Raw genomic sequence first — 26,289 nt, forward strand, 5'->3', positions numbered from 1 at the left:
GAGCGATGACATGGTTCGAGGCGGTGTTCGTCCTGCTGGCGGGGATGGGCGCGGGAACGATCAATGCTGTGGTGGGGTCGGGCACGCTGCTCACGTTCCCCGCCCTGCTGGCCGTCGGCATCCCTCCGGTGCTGGCGAACGTCAGCAACACGGTCGGTCTGGCGCCTGGTGCGGCCGCCGGCGCGATCGGGTACCGGCGAGAGCTCGAAGGTCAGCGCGGCCGCATGCTGCGCCTGGTTCCTGCGTCGGTGGCCGGCGGCATCCTCGGCGGCGTGCTGCTGCTCACCACGCCGGACTCCGCGTTCCACGCCGTCGTACCGGTGCTGATCCTGCTCGGCTGTCTGCTGGTCGCCTTCCAGCCGTGGCTGTCGAAATGGATCAGCGCGCCGTCGCACCTGCACCGCGGCGCCTGGTGGGTGATCCCGGCCGTCTTCGTGACCGGGGTCTACGGCGGGTACTTCGGTGCCGCGCAAGGCGTGCTGCTGATGGCGATCCTCGGCCTCGGCCTGGACTCGAACCTGCAGCGGATGAACGGGTTGAAGAACGTCCTGGCGACGGCTGTCAACACCGTTGCCGCGATCCTGTTCGTGATCGTGCACGACATCGACTGGCTGGTCGCGGTGCTGATCGCGGTCGGCTCCACGATCGGCGGCTTCCTCGGCGCCCGCTACGGCCGCCGGCTGCCGCCGATCGCGCTCCGGTCGCTGATCGTCTGCATCGGCGTCGTCGCGATCGTCACGATGGTGTTCTGAGCTGTAGCCCATCGAGCAACAGCTCCAGTCCGTAGTCGAACTGGTCGTCGCCACCGGTTGTCCGGGCCAGCTCCGGTGCGAGCTCGACCACCGACGGGAACTCGCGCGCCGACAGCGACTCCATCGACGCCCGCAACCGCCGCCAGGCTTCCGGATCACGGCGTTCGGCGGCCATCTGGATCTCCCACGACGTCGATCCGAGCACGTACGTGAACAGCGTCGTGTGCGTCCGCGCCGCAGTCTCCGGGCCGAACCCGGCGGACCGCAGTACGCCGAGCAGCCCCTCGGCGACCCGCGCGGTCTCGTGCCCGCTCAACGGGCGCCCCGCCAGTAGTTGCGCCAGGCAAGGATGTTGCAGCATCAGCCGCCGCAGCGACCGGCACACCGATCGCACCTGGTCCGGCCACGGAACATCTGCCGGTACGGCGGGCAGCAGGGACATCAGATGATCGCGGACGGCGTCGTACAGCTCGTCCTTGTTCCGGAAGTAGGTGTAGAGCGCCATCGGGCCGACGCCCAGCTCGGCGGCGACCCCGCGCAAGCTGAACGCGTCCGCGCCCCTGGCCTCCATCAGCTCGAGCGCGGTCCGCACGATCAGATCCGCGCTCAGGGTGTTCCGCGGTGTCCGTGCCACTGTGACCCAGCTCCCTTCGATCTCCCTAACGTACAGTGTATAGTACGGTGTATGCGAGCCATTCAGATCACCGAGTTCGGCGGACCCGAGGTCCTCAAGATCAGCGATGTCCCGGAGCCGGTGGCCGGCGACGGTCAGGTGCTGATCACGGTCGACCGCGCGGGCATCAACTACGCGGACACCCACCAGGTCGAGAACAGCTACCTCTCGACGACCGAGCTCCCGCTGATCCCCGGCGGCGAGGTCGTCGGCCACACGGCAGACGGTCGTCGTGTAGTCGCGCTGGTCGGTTCGGGCGGGTACGCCGAGCAGACCGTGGCGCACGCGCCGTACGCCTGGGACGTGCCGGAGGGTGTCTCCGACGGTCAGGCGCTCGCGCTCGTGCTGCAAGGTACGACCGCGTGGCATCTGCTCAAGACCTCGACGCACCTGCAGCCGGGGGAGTCCGTCCTGGTGCACGCCGGTGCGGGTGGTGTCGGCTCGCTCGCTGTTCAGCTCGCGAAGCTCTGGGGTGCCGGGCGCGTGATCGCGACCGCTTCGAGCGAGGAGAAGCGCAAGCAGGTCCTCGAGCTCGGTGCGGATGCCGCGATCGACGGTACGCCGGAAGGCCTGAAGGACCGGATCCTCGAGGCGAACGGCGGGAAGCCGGTCGACATCGTGCTCGAAATGGTCGGCGGACCGACCTTCGACGAGTCGTTCGCGGCGCTGGCCCGGTTCGGACGGCTGGTGACCTTCGGTGCCGCGTCCCGGCAGCAGGCCGCGCCGATCGACCCGAGCCGGTTGATGAAAGGCTCGAAGACCGTCGCCGGCTTCTGGCTGGCCGACTGCTTCGCGAACCCGCAGCTGCTCGGCGGCCCACTGACCGAACTGTTCGGCCTGACCGCGAGCGGCGAACTGCGCCCGATCCTCGGCGGCGAGTACGCGCTGTCCGAGGTGGCCACTGCTCACGAAGACATGCGTGCCCGCCGTACCGTGGGCAAGCTCCTGCTCGACCCCACTCGCTGAGGAGAAACGAATTATGACGATCGCTGTTGAGAAGGTTCTGTACACCGCCAAGGCCACCGCGGACGGCGGCCGGGACGGCAAGGTCGCGACCGACGACGGCAAGCTCGCCGTCACCGTCGCGCCGCCCGTCGAGATGGGTGGCACCGGCAAGGGCACCAACCCGGAGCAGCTGTTCGCGGCCGGGTACGCGGCGTGCTTCCACAGCGCGCTGAAGGTCGTGGCGCGCCGGGAGCGTCAGGATGTCGACGGCTCGACCGTCACCGCCGAGGTCGGCATCGGTGCGATCAACGGCGGCGCCGGCTACGGCCTCGAGGTCGCGCTGGTCGTCAGCCTGCCCGGCGTCGAGGACCGCGCCGTCGCCGAGGACCTGGTGGCGAAGGCGCACCAGGTCTGCCCGTACTCGAACGCCACCCGCGGCAACATCAAGGTCGACCTCAAGGTCGCCTGAGCCGCGGACAGGTACTACCGCCGGTCCGCCGGGACCATCCTGTCGGCGCTCCGCCGGCCGAGGTCCCGGACGTGCCGCGTCAGGTACCGGGCATCCCGGTCCAGCCCCTGGATCGTCGCCGACGCCACGGCGAACTGGAACTCCGCGCCGAGGTACATCAGGCCGGGCTCGCCGACCGCGATCCCGCGGCGGTGCTGGGCAGCGCCGGGCAGGTCCAGCCAGCTGTGGTCAGGTCCGGATCCGGTGCACCACACGACCGTCCGGACGTCGCTCAGGACCTCGCCGTCCGCGGTCACCGGGTAACCGTCGCGGACGGACTCGATCCGCCCGTGCCGGACGACGCCGGCCGCTTCGACCTGCTCGAGCTTGTTGCGGACGAGGCCGACCCCGTGGCCCTGCATCGAGGCCATCGCCTTGCGGCCCATCGGCGTACGTCGGGTCAGAACGTGCTTGAACGCGAACATCACGACCGGCGTGAGGAAGTGCCCGCTCGGCTTGTCGATGTCGATCGGGACCTGCCCCGGGTGCCGTCCGGCGAGCCGGGTGGGATGCGTCTTGACCGCCTCCAGCGCGATGTCGGTGCCGGAGTTGGCCGCGCCCACCACCAGCACCTCGCCGTCCGCGAGCTGACTGGGGTTGCGGTAGTCCAGCGAGTGCACCTGGCGGATGGCCGGATCGAGTTCGGCCGCGAAGGCCGGCCGATGCGGCACCGCGTGCCACCCGGAGGCGACGACCACCCGGTCGGCGAGGTACTCACCGGAGTCGGTGTCCACCAGGAAGCCCCGCGCGTCCCGCGACACCCGCGTCACTTGTACGCCGGTGTGTACGGGCAGCTCGAAGTGCGCGGCGTACCGCTCCAGGTAGTCGGCCAGCTCGTCGCGGGTCGGGCAGTCCGGCACCGGGATCCGCAGACCGGGCAAGCTCGCGTACCGCGGCCGGCTGAACAGCCGGAGCGAGTCGTACCGTCGCCGCCACGAGTCGCCGATCCGGGCGTCCGCTTCGAGGATCACGAAGCTCTCACCCAGCCGGCGGAGGTAGTAGCCCATCACAAGACCGGCCTGACCACCGCCGATCACCACAGTCCCGAACCTGTCCATCGCAGCCCCCTCAGAATGTCGCCTCTCCAGCAACGTAGGACTGCGGACCCGGCCGGCACATCGACCGACCACGCCAGTACCGCCGCGGCGGCATGGTCATTTCTACCCAGACACGAGTCCGTGCGAGTAGGCGTACGCGGTCGCGGCGGCCCGGCTGGACACCCCCAGCTTCCCGAAGATGTTGGAGACGTGCCGGGCGACGGTCCGCTCGCTGAGGAACAGCTGCTCGGCGACGCGGCGGTTGGTGGCTCCGGTGGCGAGCAATCGCAACACCTCCAGCTCCCGCGGGCTGAGCCCGCCGACGCGGCCGCCGGCGTCGAGGGCGGCCAGGTCGGCCACAGCACCGAGCCGCTCGAACACGGCCCGGGCGCTGTCGAGCTCCATCTGCGCGGCGTCGCCGTCACCGAGCGCCCGGCAGGCCCGGGCCACCAGGAGCCGCGTCCGGGCGGCCTCGTACGGCGTGTCCAGCTGCTGCCACAGCGACCATGCGCGCCGGAGCGCCGGGACCGCGCCGCGCGGGTCGCCGCACGCGATCCGCACCGCGCCCTCGGCGTACGCCGCCACGGCCTGCAGGTACGGCGAGTCCGGGCCGGCCAGCCCTCCGAGCTCGGCGGCCGCCGTACGAGCGGTCTCGAAGTCACCGGCGTCGATCGCCAGGTCCACCCGGGCCGCGAGCAGGACAGGGCGGTTCGGGGAGTGTGGGTGCTCGGCCAGCGCTCGCTCCAGTCCGGCGATCGCCGGAACCCGGTTGCCTTGCGCCGCTCGGAGTCTGGCGAACCCTGGCTGTACTTCGGCCCCGTGGGCCGAGGCCTGTTGATAGGCCCGCTCGGCGGCCGCGTACCTGCCGCGCTGGCGCTCGACCTCGGCCAGCCGGTACCAGGCGCCGCCGAGCGCACCCGCCTGGGTTTCGGCCAACCTGCGGCACGCGTCCTCGGCGGCACCGGCCGCCTCGGCCCACGCGCCCCGCAGTTGGAGGATCTCGGCCCGATGCACCAGGCACGCGCCCCGGTACGGCACCAGACCGGACTGCGCGTCACACCAACCGGTCAGCGCGCGGGTCCACTCCTGGGCCCGTCGCACGTCGTACAGCTGCATGCTGAGGTCGATGACCGCGCAGTACGCCAGGCCGGAGACCTCAGGTCCGATCCGGCCGCCGGTCACGTGCACCATAGCCTCGTCGAGTGCGGCGAGCGCCTCGGCCCCGCGGCCGGTCGTCATCAGACAGCGGCCGCGGCCGAGCGTGGCGAGAACCAGCAGTCCCGCGTCGGCAGTCAGACCGGACGACTGCTCGAACATCGGCAGCGCGGCGGCCGCGTCCCCGGACATCATCAGCGCGGCGGCGTCGCCCAGCATCCGCATCGCGGCGAACTCGGCGCTGTCCTCGGCGACCTGGCGCTCGATCCGGGATCGCCACCCCGCGGCATGCGCGAACTCACCGCGGTTCTGCAGGTGGAAGCCCAGCCAGAACGCGCTGCGTGCCGCGCTCCGGCGGTCGCCGGCCGCCAGGTGTCCTTCGTACGCGCGTTCCCGGCAGTGGGCGACCTCGTCGTCGTGACCCAGGACGAAGGCCGCGACCGCGAGCCGGTCGAGGTCCGCGGGCGGCAGCGGGGCGTGCCGGTCTGCCGCCGTCAGCGCGGCGTACTCGGCGGGCCAGTCGTGCTGCTCCATCCGCGGCGTCACTCAGTGCTGCGCGAGGTCCAGGACGGTTGCTGCCGGCAACTTCGCGAGCGCGGCGGCGTCGATCAGGATCTTGGAGCCGCGGATCCCGCTGCCGATCACCACCGGGCCGGCCGCGACGACCGCCTCGTCGACCAGCACCGGCCAGTCCGCCGGGAGCCCGATCGGGGTGATCCCGCCGTACTCCATGCCGGTGCTGCCGACCGCGTCGTCCTGGGCCGCGAACGAGATCTTCCGGACGCCGAGGTGTTTGCGGACCACGCCGTTCACGTCGGCGCGGCCGGTGGCCAGCACCAGCACCGCGGCGTGCGTCTCCTCGCCGGCCCGCTTACCGAGCACGATCACGCAGTTCGCCGACGCGGCCATCGGTACGTCGTACTCCGCGCAGAACGCGGCGGTGTCGGCCAGCTCCGCGTCGATCGGGGGCCGCGTACGCCGGGAGGTCGCCGAGCGCGTCCCGCACCGGCACCGCGAGCAGCTCCGGCACTTCCGCGGCGGGCTTCCAGTCGAGCTTGCCCAGGACCGGAGCAGTCACCGGAGCAGTCACCGGAGCAGTCACTGTGCGGTCTCCTTCAGCAGGTCGGCGTACTCGGGGTGCTCCTCGAGGAAGGTCTGGTAGAACGGACAGGCCGGCTTCACCTGCAGCCCGAGGACGCGGGCGTCGTCGAGGGACCTGGCGGCGATCGTGCCGGCCACGCCGCGGCCGCGGAACTCCGGCAGCGTCTCGGCGTGCAAGAAGGTGATGACCCCCGGGCGCAGGTGGTAGTCCACGAACCCCATCAGGGTCCCGTCGGCGTCGTGCGCCTCGTACCGGCTGCGCTCCCTGGCGTCCGCCACTCTGATGTCGTTCTCCATGCCCGCAACTGTAGCCACCACGACCGACGGTTTTGACATCGTTACTCCTGGGCACCTGCTGTTGGGCTTTCCAGCGGGAGGAGTACAGATGAGCGAGCACGCGTTGGAGCACGGCAGGGCGATACGGAGTCTGGTGCCGGCCCGGATGGACCGGCTGCCCTGGACCCGGTTCCACTGGATGATCGTCGTCGGCCTCGGGGTCTCCTGGATCCTCGACGGTCTGGAGATCCAGCTGGTCTCGCTGGTCGGCAACGTCCTGAAGGAACCGCAGACGCTGCACCTGACCACCTCCGAGGTCGGCCTGATGGCGTCGGTCTACCTGGGCGGCGAGGTCGTCGGCGCGCTGCTGTTCGGCCGGCTGACCGACCGGCTCGGGCGGCGCAGCCTGTTCATCGTCACGCTGCTCGTCTACCTGATCGCCTCCGGCGCGGCCGGCCTGTCCTGGAACCTCGGGTCGCTGCTGTTCTTCCGGTTCGTCGCCGGGATGGGCATCGGCGGCGAGTACGCCGCGATCAACTCCGCAATCGACGAGCTGATCCCGTCCCGGTACCGCGGCCGCGTCGACATCGGCGTCAACGGAACCTACTGGGGTGGTGCGCTGATCGGATCCGTGGTCGCGCTGGTCCTGCTGGACCAGAGCATCGTCTCGATCGAGTGGGGCTGGCGGCTGTGCTTCCTGATCGGCCCGGTGATGGGGCTGTTCATCATCTACCTGCGCCGGCACATCCCGGAGAGCCCGCGCTGGCTGATGACGCACGGCCGGGTCGACGAGGCCGAGCGGACCGTCGACGACATCGAGGCGACCGTCCGCCGGCAGGGCGGCGAGCTCCGCGAGGTCCGCGACGACGAGGCGATCGAGCTGGTCGACTACCCGCCGGTGACGTACCGCGAGATCGCCCGGGTGATGCTCAGCCAGTACCCGAGCCGCTCGTTCCTCGGTTTCTCGATGATGGTCACCCAGGCGTTCCTCTACAACGCGATCTTCTTCACCTACGCGCTGGTGCTGAAGGCGTACTTCGGCCTCAGCGACTCGAGTGTCGCGCTGTACTTCTTCCCGTTCGCGATCGGCAACCTGGCCGGGCCGTTGCTGCTCGGGCGCCTGTTCGACACGATCGGCCGCCGGAAGATGATCCTCGGCACGTACACGTTGTCGGCGGTGGTCCTGTTCGTCACGGCGCTGCTGTTCAACTCCGGCGTACTGAACGCCGCGTCCCTGACCGGGTTGTGGTGCGTCGTGTTCTTCTTCGCCTCGGCCGGTGCGTCGTCGGCGTACCTGACGGTGAGCGAGATCTTCCCGATCGAGCTGCGCGGCCAGGCGATCTCGTTCTTCTTCGCGATCTCGCAGCTGACCGGCGGCGTGATCGCGCCGTTCCTGTTCGCGTCGCTGATCGGCTCCGGGGACCACCCGCCGCGCGGGCCGCTGACGGTCGGTTACATCGTCGGTGCGGGCGTGATGCTGATCGGTGGGCTGATCGCCTGGTTCTTCGGTGTCGACGCGGAGGGCAAGTCGCTGGAGAACATCGCCAAGCCGTTGTCGTCGACGGGCAGCACCCGCTTCCAGGGACCGACGCCCCTGGGATGAGCCCCTAGGATGGCCCCTAGGATGACCGGGTGGGTTCGCTGCTGATCGCCGGTACGACGTCCGACGCCGGGAAGACGACCGTTGTCACCGGGTTGTGCCGCTGGCTGGCGCGGCAGGGCGTGCGGGTGGCGCCGTACAAGGCGCAGAACATGTCGAACAACTCGATGGTCTGTGCCGACGGTACCGAGATCGGCCGCGCGCAGTGGATCCAGGCCGTTGCCGCCGGCGCCGAACCCGAGGCCGCGATGAACCCGGTGCTGCTCAAACCGGGCAGCGACCGGCGCAGCCACGTGGTGCTGATGGGGGAGCCGTGGGGCGAGTTGTCCGCGCGGGGCTTCCGCACCGAACGTGCGGAGCTGGCGAAGGCGGCGTTCGCGGCGTACGACGACCTGGCGTCCCGGTACGACGTGGTGATCAGCGAGGGGGCGGGCAGCCCGACCGAGATCAACCTGCGGCAGTCCGACTACGTGAACATGGGCCTCGCGCAGCACACCCGCGCGCCGGTGGTCGTGGTCGGCGACATCGATCGCGGGGGAGTGTTCGCGTCGATGTTCGGGACCGTCGCGCTGCTGGACGCGGCGGATCAGGCGCTGATCGGTGGGTTCCTGATCAACAAGTTCCGCGGTGACGTGTCGCTGCTGCAGCCGGGGATCGACATGCTGGCCGGGGTCACCGGGCGGCCGACGTACGGCGTACTGCCGTGGCTGCCGGAGTTGTGGCTGGACTCGGAGGACACGCTGGACATTCCGGTACGGCGTACTTCCTCGGCGGAGCTGTTGACGATCGCGGTGGTGCGGTTCCCGCGGATCAGCAACTTCACGGACCTGGACGCGCTCGCGGCCGAGCCGACCAACAGCGTGTTCTTCACCACCAGCCCGACGGAGATCCGCGACGCCGACCTGGTCGTCCTCCCCGGTTCCCGCGCCACGGTGTCCGACCTGGCCTGGCTTCGCGAGAACGGCCTGGCCGACGCTCTACGGGCCAGAGTCGCGAACCGCCTTCCAGTGCTAGGAATCTGTGGCGGGTACCAGGCACTCGGATCGTTCGTCTCCGATCCGCACGGGGTGGAGACAGGTGGTGATCACCCGGGACTGGGGTTGTTGCCGGTCGCAACGGTCTTCGGCCGGGAGAAGGTGCTTGCGCGGCCCACGCGGACGGCGTACGAGATCCATCACGGGATCGTCGAGGTGATCGACGGTGCGGGAGGCGACCCGGGCGGTGACGTCGTCGCGTTTCCCGGCGGATGCCGTTCGGGGAACGTGTGGGGGACGATCTGGCACGGGTTGCTGGACGACGACGCGGCGCGGCACGCGTTCCTCACCGAGGTCGCCGAGCTGACCGGCAGGCCGGCGCCGGACGGGACGGTGTCGTTCGCGGGACTGCGCGAGGACCGGCTGGACCGGTTGGCCGACATGATCGACGAGTACGCCGACACCGCCGGGCTGCTGCAGCTCATCGAGCACGGCGCACCACCAGTTCCCTTCGTACCCCCAGGAGCGCCTTGAAGACCGTGCTGCAGGACTACCTCCAGGCGACCCGTGCGCTGATGCTCGCGAAGCTTGACGGGCTGAGCGAGTACGACCGCCGGCGGCCACTGGTCCCGTCCGGTACGAACCTGCTCGGCCTCGTGAAGCACCTGACCGGCATCGAGTACGTCTACCTCGGCACCAGCGTGGGCCGCCCGCCGCGGGAGCAGCTGCCGTGGGAGGCGGACGGTTCGGTCTGGGAAGGCGCCGACATGTGGGCGAAGGCGGACGAGTCGACGGAGTACCTGACCGGGCTCTACCGCGAGGCCTGCGCGCACAGCGATCGCTCGATCGCCGAGCTCGAGCTGGACCACCCGGCCGAGGTACCGCATTGGGCCGAGGGCCGGCGCAGTACGACGTTCGGCGCGCTGCTGGTCCGGGTGGTCGACGAGACCGCACACCACGCCGGGCACGCGGACATCGTCCGGGAGCTGATCGACGGCCAGGGCGGCCAGGACGCGGACCTGCTCGACGAGGCGGGCTGGTCGGAGTTCTACACCCAGATCCAGAAGGCGGCGGAGACGTTCCGGCGTGGATGACTTCGAGCGGGTGCGCGGCCGGTTGTTCGGGATCGCGTACCGGATGCCGGATGGTGTGGTGGCGATCGCGTAACTGAAAGGACACCAACCGAGATGAGTTCCATCCTCGTCACCGGCGGCACCGGCACGCTCGGTCGGCCAACCGTTGCTCGGCTCCAGGCACACGAGGTGCGCGTACTGAGCCGGAAGCCCGGACCCGATCGGATCGTCGGCGACCTCACGACCGGCTCGGGGCTTGCGGCCGCGCTCGCCGGGGCGGACATCGTCGTACACCTCGCCACCAGCCAAGGCCGACGGGACATCGAGCAGACGCGGAACCTGCTCGCCGCGGCAACCGGCGTACGGCATCTGATCGTGATGTCGATCGCCGGGATCGACCGCATCCCGCTGCCGTACTACCGGTACAAGCTCGAGGCCGAGCGGCTGGTCGCCGAGTCCGGTGTGCCGTACACCGTGCTGCGCGCGACCCAGTTCCACAATCTCGTCGACCAGATCCTCAGTGCTGAGCGGTTTCTCCCGGCGGTCCTCGCACCGGCGGTCACGCTGCAGCCGATCGCGGTCGAGGAGGTCGCGGTCCGACTCGCCGAACTGGTGGAGCAGCCGCCCGTGAACGGTCGCGCGCCGGACATCGGAGGTCCGGAACGGCGCTCGGTCGTCGAGCTGGCGGGGCTGTGGAAACGGGCCCGGTCCACACGGCGCGCGGTGCTGCCGTTGCGGGTGCCGGGAAAGGCGTTCCGCGCGTTCGCGGCCGGTCATGCGACGGTCGACGGGCCCGAGTACGGCAAGATCACGTTCGCGGAGTACCTGCGATGAGGACGTACGTGCGCACGGTGCTCGTGATCTTCGCGACGCTCGAGTGGCTCCTCGGAGTATGGCTGACCTTCCTCCCGAAGACGTTCTACGACCACGTGCCGACCGTCGACTGGGATCCGCCGTACAACGACCACCTGTTCCACGACTTCGGGGCGGCGTCGCTCGGCCTGGGGGTCGTCCTGACCGCCGCCGCGATCCGGCTGGACCGGTACCTGGCGGCCGTCGCGCTGCTGGCGTATCTCGCGTTCGCCCTGCCGCACCTGATCTTTCACCTGGGCCACCTCGATGGTCACGAGCCCGGGTGGTCGGTCGTGCTCGGTGTCGGCGTGGGGCTGATGGTCCTGGTCCCGCTGACCGCGTTGGCGGGGGTGCGCAAGCTCACGTGACCCGGCGTACACCACTGTGACAGTTCTACTGTCACAATGGCCGGTATGGGTCCACTCGAGGGCGTCAAGGTGGTCGAGCTGGCCGGGATCGGTCCGGCGCCGTTCGCGTGCATGCTGCTCGCCGAGCTCGGTGCCGACGTACTGCGGATCGACCGCCCTGGCGGCGGACCCTCGATGGGCCCGCCGGAGCTGGACCTGGTGAACCGCGGCCGGCGGAGCGCCGCCCTGGACCTGAAACATCCCGCCGCCGTGGACGTCGTACGCCGGCTCGTCGCGCAGGCCGACGTACTGGTCGAGGGGTTCCGGCCGGGGGTCGCCGAGCGGCTCGGGCTCGGGCCGGAGGACTGCCGGGCTCTGAATCCGCGGCTGGTGTACGGGCGGATGACCGGGTGGGGCCAGGACGGACCGCTGGCGCAGACGGCGGGGCACGACATCGACTACCTGGCCGTGTCGGGCGCGCTGCACCTGATCGGTCGCGCGGGCGGACCGCCGCAGGTACCGGCGAACCTGCTCGGCGATTTCGCGGGCGGCTCGCTCTACCTCGTGATCGGTGTACTCGCGGCGCTGCACGAGGCGCAGCGCAGCGGGCAGGGGCAGGTGGTGGACGCCGCGATCGTCGACGGTTCGGCCCATCTGACCACGATGCTGCTCGGCGCGCTCGCCGCCGGTTCGTGGCGGCAGGAGCGCGGGACGAACCTGCTCGACACCGGCGCGCCGTTCTACGACGTGTACGAGACCGCGGACGGCAAACACGTCGCGGTCGGTGCGCTCGAGCCGCGGTTCTACGCCGAGCTGATCGGCAAGCTCGGGCTGAACCCGCCGGACCGCGACGATCCGGCCCAGTGGCCCGAGCTGCGGAAGGTGCTGACCAAGACGTTCCGCGAACGGACGCAGGCCGAGTGGGCCGAGCTGTTCGACGGCTCCGACGCGTGCGTGGCGCCGGTGCTCCCGCTGGCCGCGGACCACCCGCATCTCGTTGCCCGCGGCACCTTTGTGGACCACCACGGCGTCCGGCAGGCGGCCCCCGCGCCGCGCTTCGGCCGGACACCGACCAGCCTGCGCCGGCCGCCCGCGCGGCCGGGTGAGCACACCCGGGAGGCCCTGGCCGACTGGGGGATCACCGACGTCGATGCATTGCTGGAGTCCGGCGCCGCCAAACAGATCGAGCACCGCCAGGACTGAGAGGAAACCCGCCCGTGGAACGTCAGCTCTTCGACGCCGATCAGGATGCCTTCCGGGAGACCGTGCGCGCGTTCTGCGACAAGGAGATCGTCCCGCACCACGACAGCTGGGAGGCCGCCGGCATCGTCCCGCGCGAACTCTGGACGGCCGCCGGTTCCGCCGGTCTGCTCGGCTTCATGATGCCGGAGGAGTACGGCGGTGGTGGGGTGCGCGACTTCCGGTTCAACGCCGTACTGATCGAGGAACTCACCCGGGTCCGGGCGAGCGGCGTCGGCTTCACGATCCACACCGACATCAACTCGGCGTACCTGCTGGACTATGCCACCGGCGAGCAGCAGCAGCGCTGGCTGCCGGCGTTCTGTTCCGGCGAGACGATCACCGCGATCGCGATGACCGAGCCCGGCGCCGGCAGCGACCTGCAGGGGATCCAGACCACGGCGCGGCGCGACGGCGACCACTACGTACTGAACGGGCAGAAGACGTTCATCTCGAACGGGATCCTCGCGGACCTGGTGATCGTGGTGGCGAAGACCGATCCGGAGGCCGGCGCGCAGGGCATCTCGCTGCTGGTCGTCGAGCGCGGGATGCCCGGGTTCGAGCGCGGGCGGAACCTGGACAAGATCGGGCTCAAGGCACAGGACACCGCGGAGCTGTTCTTCGACGACGTCCGGGTGCCGGCCGGGAACCTGCTCGGCGAGGAGGGTCAGGGCTTCGGGTACCTGATGGAGAAGCTGCCCCAGGAACGGCTGACGATCGCGGTCGTCGCGGCCGCCGCCTGCGAGAACATACTCGACGACACGCTGCGCTACGTGAAGGACCGCAAGGCGTTCGGCCGCCCGATCGGCTCCTTCCAGAACAGCCGTTTCGTGCTCGCCGAACTCGCCACCGAGACGCAGATCGCGCGCGTCTTCGTCGACCGCTGCATCCAGGAGCTGAACGCCGGCACGCTGACCGTCGCCGAGGCCGCGATGGCGAAGTGGTGGACCACCGAACTGCAGAAGAAGGTCGTCGACCGCTGCCTGCAGCTGCACGGCGGCTACGGCTTCATGACCGAGTACCCGATCGCCAAGGCCTACCTCGACACCCGCATCCAGACCATCTACGGCGGTACGACGGAAATCATGAAGGAAATCATCGGCCGGACGATGGGCATCTAGACGCAGGGGAACCGTCGCTCGGTGCACACGCAGGTGGTGCCGTTGCGACGGTTCCTGCGCCTGATCACCAGCCAGGTGGTGCGAGCGTCCTGTGCTGGTATCACCGTGTCGCGCCCGACCCCTCCCGGCGGCGCGACACCTGGCGCCGAGGTCTTGGGCATGCCCGAACAGGCACCGCCAGCCTAGCCGGTTCGGCCACGGGCCACCACGGCTCGTGACAACTCAGTCGCGCGATCGGCTGAGCGTCAGCGTGCCCTGAACGATCTCGTCGGCGACCTCGGTCAGGCGCCGGTTGTGGGCCCTGGCGTACGAACGCATCATGGCGAACGCCTCGTCGACGTCGACTCCCAGGCCGTGGCTGAGGAATCCCTTTGCCTGCTCGATCAGGATGCGGCTGTTCAGAGCGGACTGGAGCTGCTCGGTGACGACCTCCTTGCGGGCCAGCGCGCGCTGGTGCACGATGCCGATCGTGGCCGCGTCGGCGAGCGCCTGCCCCAGCCTGACCGTCTCGGCGTCCAGTTCCCCGGTGGACCGGCTGAACAGGTTCACCGCGCCGAGCACCGAGTCGCGCAGTCGCATCGGTAATGCCTGGACCGACAGGTAACCGGCGCCGACAGCGGTTGCCGCGAAGCGGGGCCACCGGGTGCGGGCGTCCCGCAGGTCGCCGACCTGCACCGGACGACCGGTGCTGAACGCGTCCATGCAGGGGCCTTCCAGATTCTGCAACTGGCCGAGCTCGACGAGCCGCGCCTGCTCGCTCGAGGCAGCGACCAGGCTCAGCACGCCGTGATGATCGGCGAGCAGGATGCCGCAGGCCGACACGCCCAGCAACTCGCTGCAGCGCGCAGCAAGCCGGTCCAGGAACTCGATGATGTCGAAGTCGTCGACGAGAGTGTCCGACAGCTCGATGAACACCTCGCGCACTCTACGGTCGGATGCACTCATCAGTCCTCCTCCTCTTCTTTCTCGGCTTGTTCAGGGTGTGCGGGACGCGGCGTGATGCGCGGCGGACCCTTGCCGAGCGGGCGGTCACCGTCCAGGCGCAGGTGATCGGACATGACGTCGACGGCGACCTTGTGCAACGAGATTCCACTGCTGTAGGCGTGTGCCCGCAGCCGGGCGAGCGCATCGGTGACACTGATCTGCTGCTGGGCGGCAAGCCGGCCGGCCGCCTGGTGCACCTCGGCCCGGCGAGCGGTGAACGCAGCCTCGATGACCTCGTCCAGATCCGCACTGATGCCCTGGCGATGGTCGAGGGCGAGTACGAACACGGCATCGGCGAACACGAGGGCGTCGGCCAGCAGGTCACCCGCCAGTGGCCCCGGCACTCGCCGGTAAACCGTGAGTACGCCGACCTTGGCGGCTCCGGCGGCGACCGGTAACGCGAAGACGCCGCGGATGCCACGGTCCGCGGCGGCCGCGGCGAACGCCGGCCATCGCCGGCCGGCCTCCAGCCCGGTGAGGTCCGGTTCCAGGACCGGTGTGCTGGTCACGACCGCATCCCTGCTCGGTCCTTCACCCAGCTCGAACTGCAGTTCGTCGAGCTCACCGATCTCGGGACCGGTGGCCAGGACCGGCTCGAGCAGCCCGTCGTCGCGGGCCATCGCGAGCCCGGCGCCCGCTGCGGACAGCGCCTGCGCACAGGCCGACACGGCGTACGCCAAGGACGGGGCCGCGCCGTTGCCGCCCGACGCGGCTCTGATCGCCCCCCACACCCTCGCGCTGCGGTCGTGATCCACGCAATCCGTCCAGACTCGAACCGCCGCCGGGCGGATGGTCCACCCTAGCGGCAGGCTTGTCGAAGCAGTGCTCATTGCGTCGCGCGCCGCCCAACACTCTCTCCACAGCAACGTTACGCCGGGATTCTCGATCCGCCGGTGTCCCCGCGGCCCACCAGTACCCGACACCGCGATCCTCACTCGTCCGATACATGTCCCGTACATGTCACGAGGCGCGAGCCGTGGTCCGGGGCGGCGCTGTACGGCTGAGTTTAGTCCCGTCTGTGGCCGGAGGCGCTGCCAGCGCGCAGGTCGCCGTGATTGACTGCTTCCAGGAGTCGAGGGAGGTCGCGATGGGCATCGTGTCGCCGGGGTTCGCCGGTCGCCGCCGGGGTGGTTCGGACCTGCCGCCGGGGCAGTACCTGACGCGGGACTTCCCGGTGCTGTCGGCGGGGCCGACGCCGCACATCCAGCCCGAGCACTGGGAGTTCACGGTCACCACCGAGACCGGTGAGAAGTACAAGTGGGACTGGGCCGAGCTGCTGGCGCTGCCGGCCGAGGAGATCACCAAGGACATCCACTGCGTGACGCGCTGGTCGAAGCTGCAGACGAGCTGGCAGGGCGTCTCGCTGGACACGCTGCTCGCGGACGTCGAGACCGGCGCGGACTTCGCGATGGCACACAGCTACGGCGGCTACACGACCAACGTGCCGCTCGACGATCTGCTCGACGGGCAGTCCTGGATCGCCTACGAGTACGACGGTGAGCCGCTCGGCCCCGAGCACGGCGGACCGGCCCGGCTGCTCGTCCCGCACCTGTACTTCTGGAAGAGCGCCAAGTGGATCCGCGGCCTGGTGCTGTCCGACACCGAGGATCTCGGTTTCTGGGAGACCGCCGGCTACCACGAGTACGGAGACCCATGGAAAGAACAGCGATACGCCGGCGACTGATGTGGCAGGTCGCCACGGTGGCCGACGTACGGCGGGAGACCGGGACGGCGCGCACGATCGTGCTCGACGTCCCGGAGTGGCCGGGGCATCTCGCGGGGCAGCACCTCGACGTACGGCTGACCGCGCCGGACGGTTACCGCGCCTCCCGGTCGTACTCGATCGCCTCGGCGTGGAGCGGCGGCACGATCGAGCTGACCGTCGAACAGGTGCCGGACGGCGAGGTGTCGCCGTACCTCGTGGACGTGCTGAAGGTCGGGGACCCGCTGGAGATCCGCGGACCGGTCGGCGGGTGGTTCGTGTGGAAGCCGGAGCAGGACGGGCCGGTGCAGCTGATCGGCGGCGGGTCGGGTGTCGTCCCGTTGCGGGCGATGCTGCGGGCGGCCGCCGGTACGTCGACGCCGATGCGGCTGCTGTACTCCGTTCGCCGCCCGGAGTCGGTGATCTACGTGCGGGACCTCAAGGAGCTGGCCGCGGCGGACCAGGTCGACGTACATCTCGTCTACACGCGGGAGGCGCCGGACGGGGAGTCGCGGGTCGGGCGGATCGACGCGGAACTGCTGGCGCAGTACGCGTTCGGGCCCGAGGACGGCGCGACGACGTACGTGTGCGGCCCGACGCCGTTCGTGGAGGCGGTCGCGGACCTGCTGGTGGCGGCCGGCCACGACCCGGCCCGTGTCAGAACGGAGCGGTTCGGATGAGCACAAACAACTTTCAAGACAACTATCTCGACGGCAATGCGGCCGCCGGAGCGCTGAGCGAGCTGTTCGCCGTGGACCTGACCGCAGCCATCGCCCAGTGCGACGGCTGCGGTCAGACCAACGTGTTCGCCGAATCCCGGGTGTACGTGAACGCTCCCGGCACCGTGGCCCGCTGCCCGGGGTGCGACGCAGTACTGCTCCGCGTCGTCTCCACGCCGACCGGCACGTACCTCGACCTCCGCGGCCTGACCTACCTGCGCGTGCCGAGTTCCTAGCGGGGCTTGTTCTGGGTACGGCGGATCGTGTCGCGCTGGGTCTCGCCGACGGCGCGTTCGTACGCCAGGACGAGGCCCTGGATCGTGACGGGCTTGAAGCGTTCGACGAGCTGCTGGATGTGTTCGGGCGGGCCGCCGGAGTCGCGGTAGTGCGGCCAGACCTTGGTGCGGAACACCTCGGTGAGTTCCTCGGCGATCGCGCGGCCGTGCTCGGTGAAGATCCGGCCGGCGTCCAGCACCGCCTCGACCGGAAGGTCCAGGTCGAGCAGTTCGACGCCGAGGCTGAGGTGTGCGGTCGCCACCTGGAACACGTCCTCGTCGGGCGTCGGCTCGACCACTCCGAGCGCGACCAGCATCTCGATGTCGTCGTCGCTCAGCTCCCGGCCGGTACGCCGTACCAAGGCCGCTCGATCAAGCGTTTCAGGGAGGTCGCGCATCCACGGCGTCAGCAGCGTCCGGTGCAGCGCGATGTCCTGCGGGGTGGCGTCGGCCGGGATCCGGTCCAGGTACCCCTCGATCGCCTGCAGCGTGAACCCGTGCGCCTGCAGCTCCCGCACCAGGTCGAGCCGCGCGATGTGCTCAGGCCCGTAGTACCCGACCCGGCCGCGCCGGATCGGCGGCGGGATCAGGCCCCGGCCCGCGTAGAACCGCAGTGTTCGCACCGTCATACCCACCCGCGCCGACAGCTCGTCCACCGTCAACGTCACGCATTCATGTGATGCGTCCCCCGCCACCTCGGACATGGCGGAGATCATAACGGTCCGCACTTGACCATCATGACAGTAATACTGTCACAATCGGCCTCATGAGTGACGCCTTCCTGTACGACGCGATTCGCACCCCGCGCGGCAAGGGGAAACCGAGCGGCGCGCTGCACGAGGTCAAGCCGATCCAGCTGATCACCGGCCTGCTGGACGAGCTGCGGACCCGGCACCCCGACCTGGATCCGACGGCGATCGACGACGTCGTCCTCGGCGTGGTGACGCCGATCGGCGACCAGGGCATGGACATCGCGCGGACCGCCGTACTGATGGCCGGCTACCCGGAGACCACCGGCGGCGTGCAGCTGAACCGGTTCTGCGCCTCGGGTCTGGAGGCGGTCAACCAGGCCGCGCAGCGGGTCCGCTCCGGGTGGGAGGACTTCATCCTGGCCGGTGGTGTCGAGTCGATGTCGCGGGTCAAGATGGGCTCCGACGGCGGTGCCTGGGCGATGGACCCGGAGACCGCCCTGCAGACCGGGTTCATCCCGCAGGGCATCAGTGCGGACCTGATCGCGACCATGGACGGGTTCTCCCGGACCGACGTCGACGCGTACGCCGCAGAGTCGCACGCGCGCGCCGCGAAGGCCTGGGCGAACGGGTACTTCGGGCGTTCCGTCGTGCCGGTGCTGGACCGCAACGGGCTGCGGATCCTCGACCACGACCAGTTGGTCCGGCCGGGGACGACGGTGGAGACGCTGGCCGGGCTGCCGTTGTCGTTCGCGGCGATCGGGGAGCACGGCGGGTTCGACTCGGTGGCGCTGGAGAAGTACCTGACCGTCGAGCGGATCGAGCACGTGCACCATGCGGGCAACTCGTCCGGGATCGTCGACGGCGCCGCGCTGGTTGCGATCGGCAACGAGAAGGCCGGCGAGGCGCTCGGTCGGGCGCCGCGCGGCCGGGTGGTGTCGGTCGGCGTCAGTGGTGCCGATCCGACCATCATGCTGACCGGCCCTGCACCGGCCGCCCGCAAGGCGCTGGCCCGCGCCGGCCTGGACGTCGGCGACATCGACCTGTTCGAGATGAACGAGGCGTTCGCGGCGGCGGTGCTGCACTTCATGAAGGATCTCGGCGCGCCGCACGAGAAGGTGAACGTGAACGGCGGCGCGATCGCCCTCGGGCACCCACTCGGCGCCACCGGCGCGATGCTGATCGGAACCCTGCTGGACGAACTGGAACGCCGCGAGCTCCGGTACGGACTGGCCACCCTGTGCGTCGGCGGCGGCATGGGCGTCGCGACGATCATCGAGAGGCTCCCCGCATGACGAGCATGATCGAGTGGAAGAACGACGCGGGCGTTGTCACGCTGACGCTGAACGATCCCGACGCGTCGGCGAACACGATGAACGGCGCGTACGTCGAGGCGATGGGCCGGACCGTCGAGCGCCTGGTGGCCGAGAAGGCGCTGCTCAAGGGCGTGATCGTGACCAGCGCGAAGTCGACGTTCTTCGCGGGCGGGAACCTGCAGCAGCTGTCGCAGATCCGGCCGTCGGACGCGGCCCAGGTGTTCGAGACGGTCGAGGAGGTCAAGCGGCAGCTGCGGGCGGTGGAGACCCTCGGCGTCCCGGTCGTTGCCGCGATCAACGGTTCCGCGCTCGGCGGCGGGCTGGAGATCGCGCTCGCCTGCCACCACCGGATCGTTGCCGACGACAACCGCATCGAGCTCGGCGTACCGGAGGTGACACTCGGCCTGCTGCCCGGCGGCGGGGGAGTGACCCGGACCGTGCGGATGCTCGGCCTGCAGGACGCACTGATGAAGGTGCTGCTCCAGGGGCAGCGGATGAAGCCCGCGCACGCGTTGTCGGTCGGCATCGTCGACGAGGTGGTTCCGGCCGAGGATCTGCTGGACGCCGCCCGACGCTGGATCACGTCGTACTCGCGTGAGTTGCAGGGCGACCCCAAGCAGCCGTGGGACCGGGACGGGTACAAGATCCCGGGCGGTACGCCGGCCTCGCCGAAGCTGGCCGCGTTCCTGCCGGCCTTCCCGGCGAACCTGCGCAAGCAGCTGAAGGGCGCGCCGTACCCGGCGCCGCGGGCGATCATGAGCGCCGCGGTCGAGGGCAGCCAGGTCGACTTCGAGACCGCGTCCCGGATCGAGTCGCGGTACTTCGTCTCGCTCGCCACCGGGCAGATCGCGAAGAACATGATCCAGGCGTTCTTCTTCGACATGCAGTCGATCAACGCGGGCGGTTCGCGGCCGGCCGGCGTACCGGCGTACCGCGCGCGCAGGGTCGGCGTACTCGGGGCCGGGATGATGGGCGCCGGAATCGCCTACGTGTGCGCCAAGGCCGGGATCGAGGTTGTGCTCAAAGATGTTTCGCTGGAGGCGGCTGCGCGCGGAAAGGAATACTCCGCGAAGCTGCTCGCGAAGCAGGTCGGGAAGGGCCGCATGACCGCCTCCGACGTGGAAGCGTTCCTGCGCCGGATCACGCCGACCGGCGACCCGAACGACCTGGCCGGGTGTGACCTGGTGATCGAGGCGGTCTTCGAGGACGGCGGGCTGAAGCAGAAGGTGTTCGCGGAGATCGCCGGCGTGGTCGAGCCGGACGCGCTGCTGTGCTCGAACACCTCGACGCTGCCGATCACCGCGCTCGCCGACGGCATCGACCGGCCGGACGACTTCATCGGCATGCACTTCTTCTCGCCGGTGGACCGGATGCCGCTGGTCGAGCTGATCGTCGGCGCGAAGACCTCGGACCGGGCGATCGCGCAGGCGTACGACGTCGTACGGCAGATCAGGAAGACGCCGATCGTGGTCAACGACAGCCGCGGGTTCTTCACGTCGCGGGTGTTCGGCACGCTCGTGATGGAAGGCGCGGCAATGGTGGCCGAGGGTGTCGACCCGGTGATGATCGAGCGGGCCGCGACCCAGGCCGGGTTCCCGGCGCCGCCGCTGGCGATGCTGGACGAGGTCACGCTGACGCTGCCGCAGAAGATCCGGGACGCGGCCCGCGCGGCAGGGGACAGCGCCGGGGCGTTCGACGACCATCCGGGGATGGCGGTCACGGATCGGCTGGTGAACGAGTTCGGCCGGCGCGGGAAGGCGGCCGGCGCCGGGTTCTACGACTACCCGGCGGACGGCCCGAAGCGGTTGTGGCCGGGGCTGTGGGAGCACTTCCCGGTCAAGGCTGAGATTCCGCTGATCGATCTGCAGGAGCGGATGCTGTTCGCGATGGCGCTCGAGGCCGTGAAGTGCCTGGACGAGGGCGTGCTGCGGTCGGTGCCGGACGCCAACATCGGGTCGATCTTCGGCATCGGGTTCCCGCCGTTGCACGGCGGTGCGTTGCAGTACGTGAACGCCTATGGACCGAGCGCCTTCGCCGAACGCTCGCGCGAGCTGGCGACGACGTACGGCGAACGCTTCCGGCCGCCCGCGCTCCTGGTCCGGAAGGCGGCCGCGGGGGAGATCTTCGGCTGAGCCGAACCTGATCACGAGCCGGTACCAACTACACACGTTCAAACAAATAGCAGCGTGTCCGGTCTTGCGCCCGACGCGCATTTGAGACATTGTGCTGGCACTTCTACAACGATTGACCTGCAGTACCGTGTGCCAGAACTCGGAGATGCTTAACGCCGTTAAGTACCTCGGAACCGTGCGTCGTACCCCCTGCGACGTTCCCTCTCGGGAAGGTGGAATTCATGCCTGCTCATGTTCCGAACGCCGGATGGTCCCGGCGCGATCTGCTGAAGCGGACCGGCGGACTCGCCGCGCTCGCCGCGTTGACCGCGGCCTGCGGCGGCAATACCGGCCGACCGTCGTCCGGTGGGGGTGGTGGGTCCAAACCCAGCCTCTCGCAGTGGTACCACCAGTACGGCGAGGCCGGCACCCAGCAGGCGGCGCAGAAGTACGCGAAGGCGTACACCGACGCGAACGTGACCGTGCAATGGACGCCGGGCGACTACGGCACCAAGCTCTCCTCGGGCCTGCTGTCCAGCAAGGGGCCCGACGTCTTCGAGAGCCAGCTGAACATCGGCATGGTGAAGAGCAACCAGGTGGTCGCGCTCGACGACATCATCGCCGACGTCAAGGACGACTTCCTGCCCGGCGACCTCGCCACGAACACCGTGGACGGCAAGATCTACGGGATCCGGATGATCATCGACCCGCAGGTCATCTACTACCGCAAGTCGCTGCTGGACAAGGCCGGCATCAAGCCGCCGCAGACCATCGACGACCTGATCTCCGCGGCCAAGGAGCTCACCACCAACAAGGTGAAGGGCATCTTCGTCGGCAACGACGGCGGCCTCGCCCTCGGGAGCCCGGCGCTCTGGGCGGCCGGCGGCGACCGGCTCACCAAGGACCACAAGCCCGGCTTCTCCGGTGACGGCCCGGTCAAGATGTTCGGCAAGCTGCACGAGCTCTACGCGAGCAAGAGCGTCCTGCTCGGCTCGCCGACCGACTGGACCGACCCGGGCGCGATCAACCAGGGCCTGTGCGCGATGCAGTGGATCGGCATGTGGGCGGTGCCGGGGATGCAGAAGGCGCTCGGCGACGACCTCGGCGTGATCCCGTTCCCGGCCCTCGACGCGTCGAACAAGCCGGCCGTGTACTCCGGCGGCTGGACCCAGTTCGTCTCCGCGAAGAGTCCGAACGTCGACGCGGCGAAGAAGTTCGTGAAGTGGCTGTGGATCGACCAGGCCGCGGACCAGGAGGACTGGTCGCTCAGCTACGGCTTCCACATCCCGCCGCGGAAGAGCGTCGCGGCCAAGGCGGCCAAGCTGCAGAGCGGCGTCGCGGCCGACACCGTGAAGCTGACCCAGGACTACGGTCACACCGACGACCCGGCCTGGACCCCGAAGATGGGTACGGCGTTCGGCGACATGCTGACCAACATCATCAAGAAGGGAGCCGACCCAGCCGCCGAGATCGCGAACGCGGAGAAGACCGTCAACGACGAGCTCAAGCGGTTGTTCGGATGAGCTCTACCGTCAAGACGCGCACGGACCCCGCCTCTTCTGGTGAGCGGCGGGGTGGGCGGCGGCAGAAGGGGATCAAGGGGAACGCCCTGTGGTTCTGGGTGTTCGTCGGCCCGTTCGTGATCGGGTTGCTGGTCTTCTCGTACCTGCCGATCATCTGGAGCCTGGTACTGAGCTTCTTCGAGGCGTACAACACCGCGACGCCGTCGAAGTTCGTCGGGCTCCAGAACTACGTCGACATGCTCACCGACCAGAACTTCCTGTCCAGCCTGGGCACGTTCACGATCTTCGCGGTGTTCATCGTGCCGCTGACGTTCGTGCTCTCGCTGGCGCTGGCGCTGCTGGTCAACCAGGTGAAGATCGCGCGGGCGTTCTTCCGGTCGGTGTTCTTCCTGCCGACCGCCTGCTCGTACGTCGTCGCGTCGCTGATCTGGAAGCTGTCGATCTTCAACGGCGTCCGGTTCGGGCTCGCGAACACGATCCTCGGCTGGTTCGGTATCGACAACATCGCCTGGCTGTCGACGGTCAGCCCGCCGTGGTACTGGCTCCCGCTGGTCACCGTCCGGCTCTGGCTGCAGCTCGGGTTCTACATGATCCTGTTCATCGCCGGCCTGCAACGGATCTCGCCGACGCTGTACGAGGCGGCGTACGTCGACGGGGCGAAGCCCGGGTGGCAGGTGTTCCGGTACATCACGCTGCCGCAACTACGGGCGACGTCGGTCGCCGTACTGATCCTGAACCTGATCGCGGCATACCAGGCGTTCGACGAGTTCTACAACCTGATCGGCAACGTGAACTACGCAAGGCCGCCGCTGGTGTACCTGTACGGCATCTCGCTCGGCTCGATCCAGGACCTCGGGCACGGGTCGGCCGGCGCCCTGATCCTGGCGGTCATCATCATGCTCGTGACACTGCTGCAGAGCCGGATCTTCGGCTTCGGAAAGGCGGGCGACTGATGGCCGACGCCGAACGTACGACCGGTACGCCGAAGCCGATCGGCTTCACGCAGACTCCGCTCGGCCGGGTCGGGACGGGGCTGCGCTGGATCGCGCTCTTCGTCGCGGTGGTGCTGTTCCTGCTGCCGTTCTACCTGATCCTGCGCAACGCACTGTCCACCGAGTCCGACATCACCGCGCCGACCTGGACGCTGTTCCCCTCGCATCTGCAGTGGGGGAACATCAAGGAGCTGTTCGCCGACACCCAGGTGCCGATGGCGCGGGCGTTGTACAACTCCGCCGTCGTCGGGATACTCGGTACGGCGGGACAGTTGCTGCTGGCATCGATGGCGGGGTACGGGCTGGCCCGGATCCCGTACCGGCACGCGGACAAGATCTTCTACGCGATCGTGGCGACGCTGATGATCCCGGGCGCGGTGACGTTCATTCCGTCGTTCATCGTGGTGTCGTCGCTCGGGTGGGTGTCGTCGCTGCGCGGCCTGATCATTCCGACGCTGTTCAGCGGGTTCGCGGCGTTCCTGTTCCGGCAGTACTTCCTCGGCTTCCCGAAGGAGCTGGAGGAGGCGGCGCGGGTCGACGGCGCCGGGTACTTCGGCGTGTTCTGGCGGATCGTCGTACCGAACTCCCTGCCGTTCTTCGCGGCGCTGGCGGCGATCACGTTCATCGGCAACTGGAACTCGTTCCTGTGGCCGCTGGTGATCGGCCAGGACTCGTCGTCGTGGACCATCCAGGTGGCGATGTCGACGTTCATCACCGCCCAGACGATCAACATCCACGAACTGTTCATGGCGGTCGCGGTGTCGATCCTCCCGCTGGTACTGATCTTCGCCTTCCTCCAGCGCTACCTCATCCAGGGCGTAACCCAGTCCGGCATCAAAGACTGACCCGCACCGAGGACATGCAGTGGGGTCTATGAACAGGCAATTGCTTGTTCACAGACCTCATGAGGTGTGCTCAGTCCCGTCAGACTGCCAGCCGGGACGCTGGAGCGCCACGAGGTGGCCGTCCCGCGCGGAGTCGGGCGCCTTTGCGGAACATTTCCGGCGCTCGGCGCGGGTTATGTTCCGGAAACCTCCGGTCGGCGCGTCCAGAAGAGCGCGTGACCGCCGGACCCTTCCGGCACGAACGACTCGGCGTCGATCGTCAGCCCGGCGCCGGCGAGCCAGTCCCGGTAGGTCGCCGCGTCGGTGTGGCTCCACCACATCTCGGTGCCGCCGCCGAGCCAGTCGTCCTCGGTTCCCGTCCACGCCGTGTGGCCCGTCGTACACAGGAAGAACCCGCCGGGCCGGAGCCACCCGGCGATCCGCTCCAGGAGCACCGTCTGCTCGTCCAGTGGTAGGTGGATCAGCGCGTACAGCGACACGACGGCATCGAGCGACCCGGGCGCGAGGTCGAGCGTCATCGCGTCGGCGTTCACGAACTCGGCCTGCGGGACGAGTTCGCGCGCCCGGCTGATCTGGACCTCGCTGATGTCTACGCCGAGCACGTGGTGACCCGCGGTGGTGAGGGCTCGGGCCATCGGTACGCCGCTGCCGCAGCCGATGTCTAGGACTCGGCTGGTTGGGGCGAGGCGGGTGATCAGCTCGGCGATCCAGGGCGCGTACTTCGAGTCCGCGCCGGTCGCGTGGTCGTACCGGCGGGAGAGTACGTCGTACCCGCGGCGGACGATCTCCTTCGGGTCTTCCATCCGACGGACGGTAGTGCGTTCAGCGGGCGACGGTCAGGTGGTTTTCGCGGGTGGAGCGGCGGGTGAAGACCGACTCGCGGTTGGTGGCGGACTCGGAGAGGGCGTCGTCGCGGGCGACGGGGGACAGGTGGTCGACGTACACCGTGCCGGCCAGGTGCTGGGTCTCGTGGATGAGGCAGCGCGCGAAGTACCCGGACGCCTCGACGGTGAACGGGATGCCGTCGAGGTCGTACGCGTGCAGGACCGCGCGGGTCGGGCGAGGGAGCGGTGCGTTGGCGCCGGGCACCGACAGGCAGCCCTCCGAGCCGGGCTGAGTGCCGAGCAGCGCGGTACTCGTCTCGACGCGCGGGTTGAACGCGTGCCCGACGTGCCGGTCGCCGTACTCGTCGGTGAGGTCGTACACGAACAGTTGCGCGTCGACGTCGACCTGGTTCGCCGCGAGACCGCAGCCCTCGGCGATCCACATCGTCGCGAACATGTCGTCGATCAGCCGACTCCAGCGCTCCGCCCCGAACGCGGTGACCGGCCGGCACGGGCGGTGCAGGATCTCCTCGCCGTACTCCGTGACGCGCAGCGGCGTGCCCCGTCGTACCTCGTCCAGCAGCTCGGGCAGGCGGCGACTCAGGCGCCCTTGGATGTACGTCGGCATACAAAGACCGTACTATGCAAAGTCGAAG

General features: G+C 69.4%; 27 protein-coding genes and 1 pseudogene. 18 read left to right on the forward strand and 10 right to left on the reverse strand.

The window, feature by feature from the left end; translation table 11 throughout:
- The first annotated feature begins 5 nt into the window (after positions 1-5).
- Positions 6-752, forward strand: coding sequence for a sulfite exporter TauE/SafE family protein (locus JOF29_RS41830; protein ID WP_209699813.1), 747 nt, complete (start codon positions 6-8; stop codon positions 750-752).
- Here the strand turns inward: JOF29_RS41830 and JOF29_RS41835 are convergent.
- A complete protein-coding gene (locus tag JOF29_RS41835) occupies positions 736-1,386 on the reverse strand; it encodes a TetR/AcrR family transcriptional regulator (protein WP_307863978.1) in 651 nt (216 codons plus the stop codon). The two genes, JOF29_RS41830 and JOF29_RS41835, sit on opposite strands and share 17 nt — an antisense overlap.
- 51 nt (positions 1,387-1,437) lie before the next feature.
- On the opposite strand from JOF29_RS41835, the gene JOF29_RS41840 reads away from it, so the two are divergent.
- Both JOF29_RS41840 and JOF29_RS41845 read left to right on the forward strand, forming a co-directional pair.
- Positions 1,438-2,391: a quinone oxidoreductase family protein gene (locus tag JOF29_RS41840; RefSeq protein ID WP_209699814.1), complete on the forward strand. Its 954-nt coding sequence runs from the start codon at positions 1,438-1,440 to the stop codon at positions 2,389-2,391.
- Positions 2,392-2,404: 13 nt separating this feature from the next.
- Positions 2,405-2,839, forward strand: coding sequence for an organic hydroperoxide resistance protein (locus JOF29_RS41845; protein WP_209699815.1), 435 nt, complete (start codon positions 2,405-2,407; stop codon positions 2,837-2,839).
- Between the two features lie 14 nt (positions 2,840-2,853).
- Here the strand turns inward: JOF29_RS41845 and JOF29_RS41850 are convergent, their stop codons facing one another.
- From JOF29_RS41850 to JOF29_RS41865, 4 genes and pseudogenes are all read right to left on the reverse strand, one after another.
- Complete coding sequence (locus JOF29_RS41850) at positions 2,854-3,936, reverse strand: flavin-containing monooxygenase (RefSeq protein ID WP_209699816.1); 1,083 nt, start codon at positions 3,934-3,936, stop codon at positions 2,854-2,856.
- 102 nt (positions 3,937-4,038) lie between these two features.
- On the reverse strand, positions 4,039-5,604 hold the full coding sequence (locus JOF29_RS41855) for a helix-turn-helix transcriptional regulator (RefSeq protein WP_209699817.1): 1,566 nt from the start codon (positions 5,602-5,604) through the stop codon (positions 4,039-4,041).
- Between the two features lie 12 nt (positions 5,605-5,616).
- Positions 5,617-6,148: pseudogene (locus JOF29_RS41860) on the reverse strand (YbaK/EbsC family protein).
- 20 nt (positions 6,149-6,168) lie between these two features.
- Positions 6,169-6,468: a GNAT family N-acetyltransferase gene (locus tag JOF29_RS41865; protein WP_209699818.1), complete on the reverse strand. Its 300-nt coding sequence runs from the start codon at positions 6,466-6,468 to the stop codon at positions 6,169-6,171.
- An 88-nt stretch (positions 6,469-6,556) separates the two neighbouring features.
- Between JOF29_RS41865 and JOF29_RS41870 the strand changes: the two genes are divergently transcribed.
- From JOF29_RS41870 to JOF29_RS41900, 7 genes are all read left to right on the forward strand, one after another.
- A complete protein-coding gene (locus JOF29_RS41870) occupies positions 6,557-8,050 on the forward strand; it encodes an MFS transporter (RefSeq protein WP_209699819.1) in 1,494 nt (497 codons plus the stop codon).
- Positions 8,051-8,079: 29 nt separating this feature from the next.
- Positions 8,080-9,555 (forward strand): cobyric acid synthase, encoded by a 1,476-nt coding sequence (locus JOF29_RS41875; protein ID WP_209699820.1) that lies wholly within the window; start codon positions 8,080-8,082, stop codon positions 9,553-9,555.
- A 5-nt stretch (positions 9,556-9,560) separates the two neighbouring features.
- Positions 9,561-10,115: a DinB family protein gene (locus tag JOF29_RS41880; RefSeq protein ID WP_307864005.1), complete on the forward strand. Its 555-nt coding sequence runs from the start codon at positions 9,561-9,563 to the stop codon at positions 10,113-10,115.
- Positions 10,116-10,208: 93 nt separating this feature from the next.
- Positions 10,209-10,928 (forward strand): SDR family oxidoreductase, encoded by a 720-nt coding sequence (locus tag JOF29_RS41885; protein WP_209699821.1) that lies wholly within the window; start codon positions 10,209-10,211, stop codon positions 10,926-10,928.
- Positions 10,925-11,314 (forward strand): hypothetical protein, encoded by a 390-nt coding sequence (locus tag JOF29_RS41890; protein WP_209699822.1) that lies wholly within the window; start codon positions 10,925-10,927, stop codon positions 11,312-11,314. Before JOF29_RS41885 ends, JOF29_RS41890 begins: the two co-directional genes overlap by 4 nt.
- Positions 11,315-11,359: 45 nt before the next feature.
- Positions 11,360-12,496, forward strand: coding sequence for a CaiB/BaiF CoA transferase family protein (locus JOF29_RS41895; protein ID WP_281067478.1), 1,137 nt, complete (start codon positions 11,360-11,362; stop codon positions 12,494-12,496).
- Positions 12,497-12,510: 14 nt separating this feature from the next.
- The gene (locus JOF29_RS41900; RefSeq protein ID WP_209699824.1) at positions 12,511-13,653 is read left to right on the forward strand and encodes an acyl-CoA dehydrogenase family protein; all 1,143 of its coding nucleotides are present in this window, start codon (positions 12,511-12,513) and stop codon (positions 13,651-13,653) included.
- A gap of 222 nt (positions 13,654-13,875) precedes the next feature.
- On the opposite strand, the gene JOF29_RS41905 is transcribed toward JOF29_RS41900, so the two are convergent.
- Entirely contained in the window at positions 13,876-14,598 is a 723-nt protein-coding gene (locus JOF29_RS41905) for a GAF and ANTAR domain-containing protein (protein WP_209699825.1), read from the reverse strand.
- A complete protein-coding gene (locus tag JOF29_RS41910; protein WP_209699826.1) occupies positions 14,598-15,392 on the reverse strand; it encodes an ANTAR domain-containing protein in 795 nt (264 codons plus the stop codon). Before JOF29_RS41910 ends, JOF29_RS41905 begins: the two co-directional genes overlap by 1 nt.
- A 332-nt stretch (positions 15,393-15,724) precedes the next feature.
- Between JOF29_RS41910 and JOF29_RS41915 the strand changes: the two genes are divergently transcribed.
- The 3 genes from JOF29_RS41915 to JOF29_RS41925 are packed head-to-tail and all read left to right on the forward strand — an operon-like array spanning position 15,725 to position 17,294.
- The gene (locus JOF29_RS41915; RefSeq protein WP_209699827.1) at positions 15,725-16,321 is read left to right on the forward strand and encodes a sulfite oxidase-like oxidoreductase; all 597 of its coding nucleotides are present in this window, start codon (positions 15,725-15,727) and stop codon (positions 16,319-16,321) included.
- On the forward strand, positions 16,291-17,019 hold the full coding sequence (locus JOF29_RS41920) for a ferredoxin reductase (protein ID WP_209699828.1): 729 nt from the start codon (positions 16,291-16,293) through the stop codon (positions 17,017-17,019). The genes JOF29_RS41915 and JOF29_RS41920 overlap by 31 nt, the downstream gene beginning before the upstream one ends.
- The gene (locus JOF29_RS41925) at positions 17,016-17,294 is read left to right on the forward strand and encodes a DUF6510 family protein (RefSeq protein ID WP_209699829.1); all 279 of its coding nucleotides are present in this window, start codon (positions 17,016-17,018) and stop codon (positions 17,292-17,294) included. The genes JOF29_RS41920 and JOF29_RS41925 overlap by 4 nt, the downstream gene beginning before the upstream one ends.
- On the opposite strand, the gene JOF29_RS41930 is transcribed toward JOF29_RS41925, so the two are convergent.
- Positions 17,291-18,037, reverse strand: a complete 747-nt coding sequence (locus tag JOF29_RS41930; protein ID WP_245359944.1) for a MerR family transcriptional regulator — start codon at positions 18,035-18,037, stop codon at positions 17,291-17,293. The genes JOF29_RS41925 and JOF29_RS41930 overlap by 4 nt on opposite strands.
- A 62-nt stretch (positions 18,038-18,099) precedes the next feature.
- On the opposite strand from JOF29_RS41930, the gene JOF29_RS41935 reads away from it, so the two are divergent.
- The 5 genes from JOF29_RS41935 (at position 18,100) to JOF29_RS41955 (ending at position 24,809) form a co-directional block, all read left to right on the forward strand.
- Positions 18,100-19,317 carry an acetyl-CoA C-acetyltransferase gene (locus JOF29_RS41935; protein WP_209699830.1) on the forward strand — a complete coding sequence of 406 codons (1,218 nt, stop codon included), beginning with the start codon at positions 18,100-18,102 and terminating at the stop codon, positions 19,315-19,317.
- A 5-nt stretch (positions 19,318-19,322) separates the two neighbouring features.
- Positions 19,323-21,470: a 3-hydroxyacyl-CoA dehydrogenase NAD-binding domain-containing protein gene (locus JOF29_RS41940; protein WP_281067660.1), complete on the forward strand. Its 2,148-nt coding sequence runs from the start codon at positions 19,323-19,325 to the stop codon at positions 21,468-21,470.
- A 221-nt stretch (positions 21,471-21,691) separates the two neighbouring features.
- Entirely contained in the window at positions 21,692-22,972 is a 1,281-nt protein-coding gene (locus JOF29_RS41945) for an ABC transporter substrate-binding protein (protein ID WP_209699832.1), read from the forward strand.
- Positions 22,969-23,925, forward strand: coding sequence for a carbohydrate ABC transporter permease (locus JOF29_RS41950; RefSeq protein ID WP_209699833.1), 957 nt, complete (start codon positions 22,969-22,971; stop codon positions 23,923-23,925). Before JOF29_RS41945 ends, JOF29_RS41950 begins: the two co-directional genes overlap by 4 nt.
- Positions 23,925-24,809 (forward strand): carbohydrate ABC transporter permease, encoded by an 885-nt coding sequence (locus tag JOF29_RS41955; RefSeq protein WP_209699834.1) that lies wholly within the window; start codon positions 23,925-23,927, stop codon positions 24,807-24,809. The genes JOF29_RS41950 and JOF29_RS41955 overlap by 1 nt, the downstream gene beginning before the upstream one ends.
- Positions 24,810-24,982: 173 nt before the next feature.
- Here JOF29_RS41955 and JOF29_RS41960 read toward each other — a convergent pair whose 3' ends face one another.
- Together JOF29_RS41960 and def are read right to left on the reverse strand one after the other, a co-directional pair.
- A complete protein-coding gene (locus tag JOF29_RS41960) occupies positions 24,983-25,612 on the reverse strand; it encodes a class I SAM-dependent methyltransferase (protein ID WP_209699835.1) in 630 nt (209 codons plus the stop codon).
- 19 nt (positions 25,613-25,631) lie between these two features.
- Positions 25,632-26,261, reverse strand: a complete 630-nt coding sequence (gene def, locus JOF29_RS41965; protein ID WP_209699836.1) for a peptide deformylase — start codon at positions 26,259-26,261, stop codon at positions 25,632-25,634.
- Positions 26,262-26,289 lie beyond the last annotated feature (28 nt).

The organism is Kribbella aluminosa (assembly GCF_017876295.1).
Lineage (GTDB): Bacteria > Actinomycetota > Actinomycetes > Propionibacteriales > Kribbellaceae > Kribbella > Kribbella aluminosa.

Bases quoted from the DNA above. Each gene is read 5' to 3' on its own strand.
- JOF29_RS41945 (WP_209699832.1), top strand. From the start codon at position 21,692: ATGCCTGCTCATGTTCCGAACGCCGGATGGTCCCGGCGCGATCTGCTG.
- JOF29_RS41940 (WP_281067660.1), top strand. From the start codon at position 19,323: ATGATCGAGTGGAAGAACGACGCGGGCGTTGTCACGCTGACGCTGAAC.
- JOF29_RS41905 (WP_209699825.1), bottom strand. From the start codon at position 14,598: ATGAGTGCATCCGACCGTAGAGTGCGCGAGGTGTTCATCGAGCTGTCG.
- JOF29_RS41955 (WP_209699834.1), top strand. From the start codon at position 23,925: ATGGCCGACGCCGAACGTACGACCGGTACGCCGAAGCCGATCGGCTTC.
- JOF29_RS41865 (WP_209699818.1), bottom strand. From the start codon at position 6,468: ATGGAGAACGACATCAGAGTGGCGGACGCCAGGGAGCGCAGCCGGTAC.
- JOF29_RS41830 (WP_209699813.1), top strand. From the start codon at position 6: ATGACATGGTTCGAGGCGGTGTTCGTCCTGCTGGCGGGGATGGGCGCG.
- JOF29_RS41840 (WP_209699814.1), top strand. From the start codon at position 1,438: ATGCGAGCCATTCAGATCACCGAGTTCGGCGGACCCGAGGTCCTCAAG.
- JOF29_RS41915 (WP_209699827.1), top strand. From the start codon at position 15,725: ATGGGCATCGTGTCGCCGGGGTTCGCCGGTCGCCGCCGGGGTGGTTCG.
- JOF29_RS41925 (WP_209699829.1), top strand. From the start codon at position 17,016: ATGAGCACAAACAACTTTCAAGACAACTATCTCGACGGCAATGCGGCC.
- def (WP_209699836.1), bottom strand. From the start codon at position 26,261: ATGCCGACGTACATCCAAGGGCGCCTGAGTCGCCGCCTGCCCGAGCTG.
- JOF29_RS41845 (WP_209699815.1), top strand. From the start codon at position 2,405: ATGACGATCGCTGTTGAGAAGGTTCTGTACACCGCCAAGGCCACCGCG.
- JOF29_RS41950 (WP_209699833.1), top strand. From the start codon at position 22,969: ATGAGCTCTACCGTCAAGACGCGCACGGACCCCGCCTCTTCTGGTGAG.
- JOF29_RS41920 (WP_209699828.1), top strand. From the start codon at position 16,291: ATGGAAAGAACAGCGATACGCCGGCGACTGATGTGGCAGGTCGCCACG.
- JOF29_RS41870 (WP_209699819.1), top strand. From the start codon at position 6,557: ATGAGCGAGCACGCGTTGGAGCACGGCAGGGCGATACGGAGTCTGGTG.
- JOF29_RS41885 (WP_209699821.1), top strand. From the start codon at position 10,209: ATGAGTTCCATCCTCGTCACCGGCGGCACCGGCACGCTCGGTCGGCCA.
- JOF29_RS41850 (WP_209699816.1), bottom strand. From the start codon at position 3,936: ATGGACAGGTTCGGGACTGTGGTGATCGGCGGTGGTCAGGCCGGTCTT.
- JOF29_RS41855 (WP_209699817.1), bottom strand. From the start codon at position 5,604: ATGGAGCAGCACGACTGGCCCGCCGAGTACGCCGCGCTGACGGCGGCA.
- JOF29_RS41935 (WP_209699830.1), top strand. From the start codon at position 18,100: ATGAGTGACGCCTTCCTGTACGACGCGATTCGCACCCCGCGCGGCAAG.
- JOF29_RS41890 (WP_209699822.1), top strand. From the start codon at position 10,925: ATGAGGACGTACGTGCGCACGGTGCTCGTGATCTTCGCGACGCTCGAG.
- JOF29_RS41930 (WP_245359944.1), bottom strand. From the start codon at position 18,037: ATGTCCGAGGTGGCGGGGGACGCATCACATGAATGCGTGACGTTGACG.
- JOF29_RS41960 (WP_209699835.1), bottom strand. From the start codon at position 25,612: ATGGAAGACCCGAAGGAGATCGTCCGCCGCGGGTACGACGTACTCTCC.
- JOF29_RS41895 (WP_281067478.1), top strand. From the start codon at position 11,360: ATGGGTCCACTCGAGGGCGTCAAGGTGGTCGAGCTGGCCGGGATCGGT.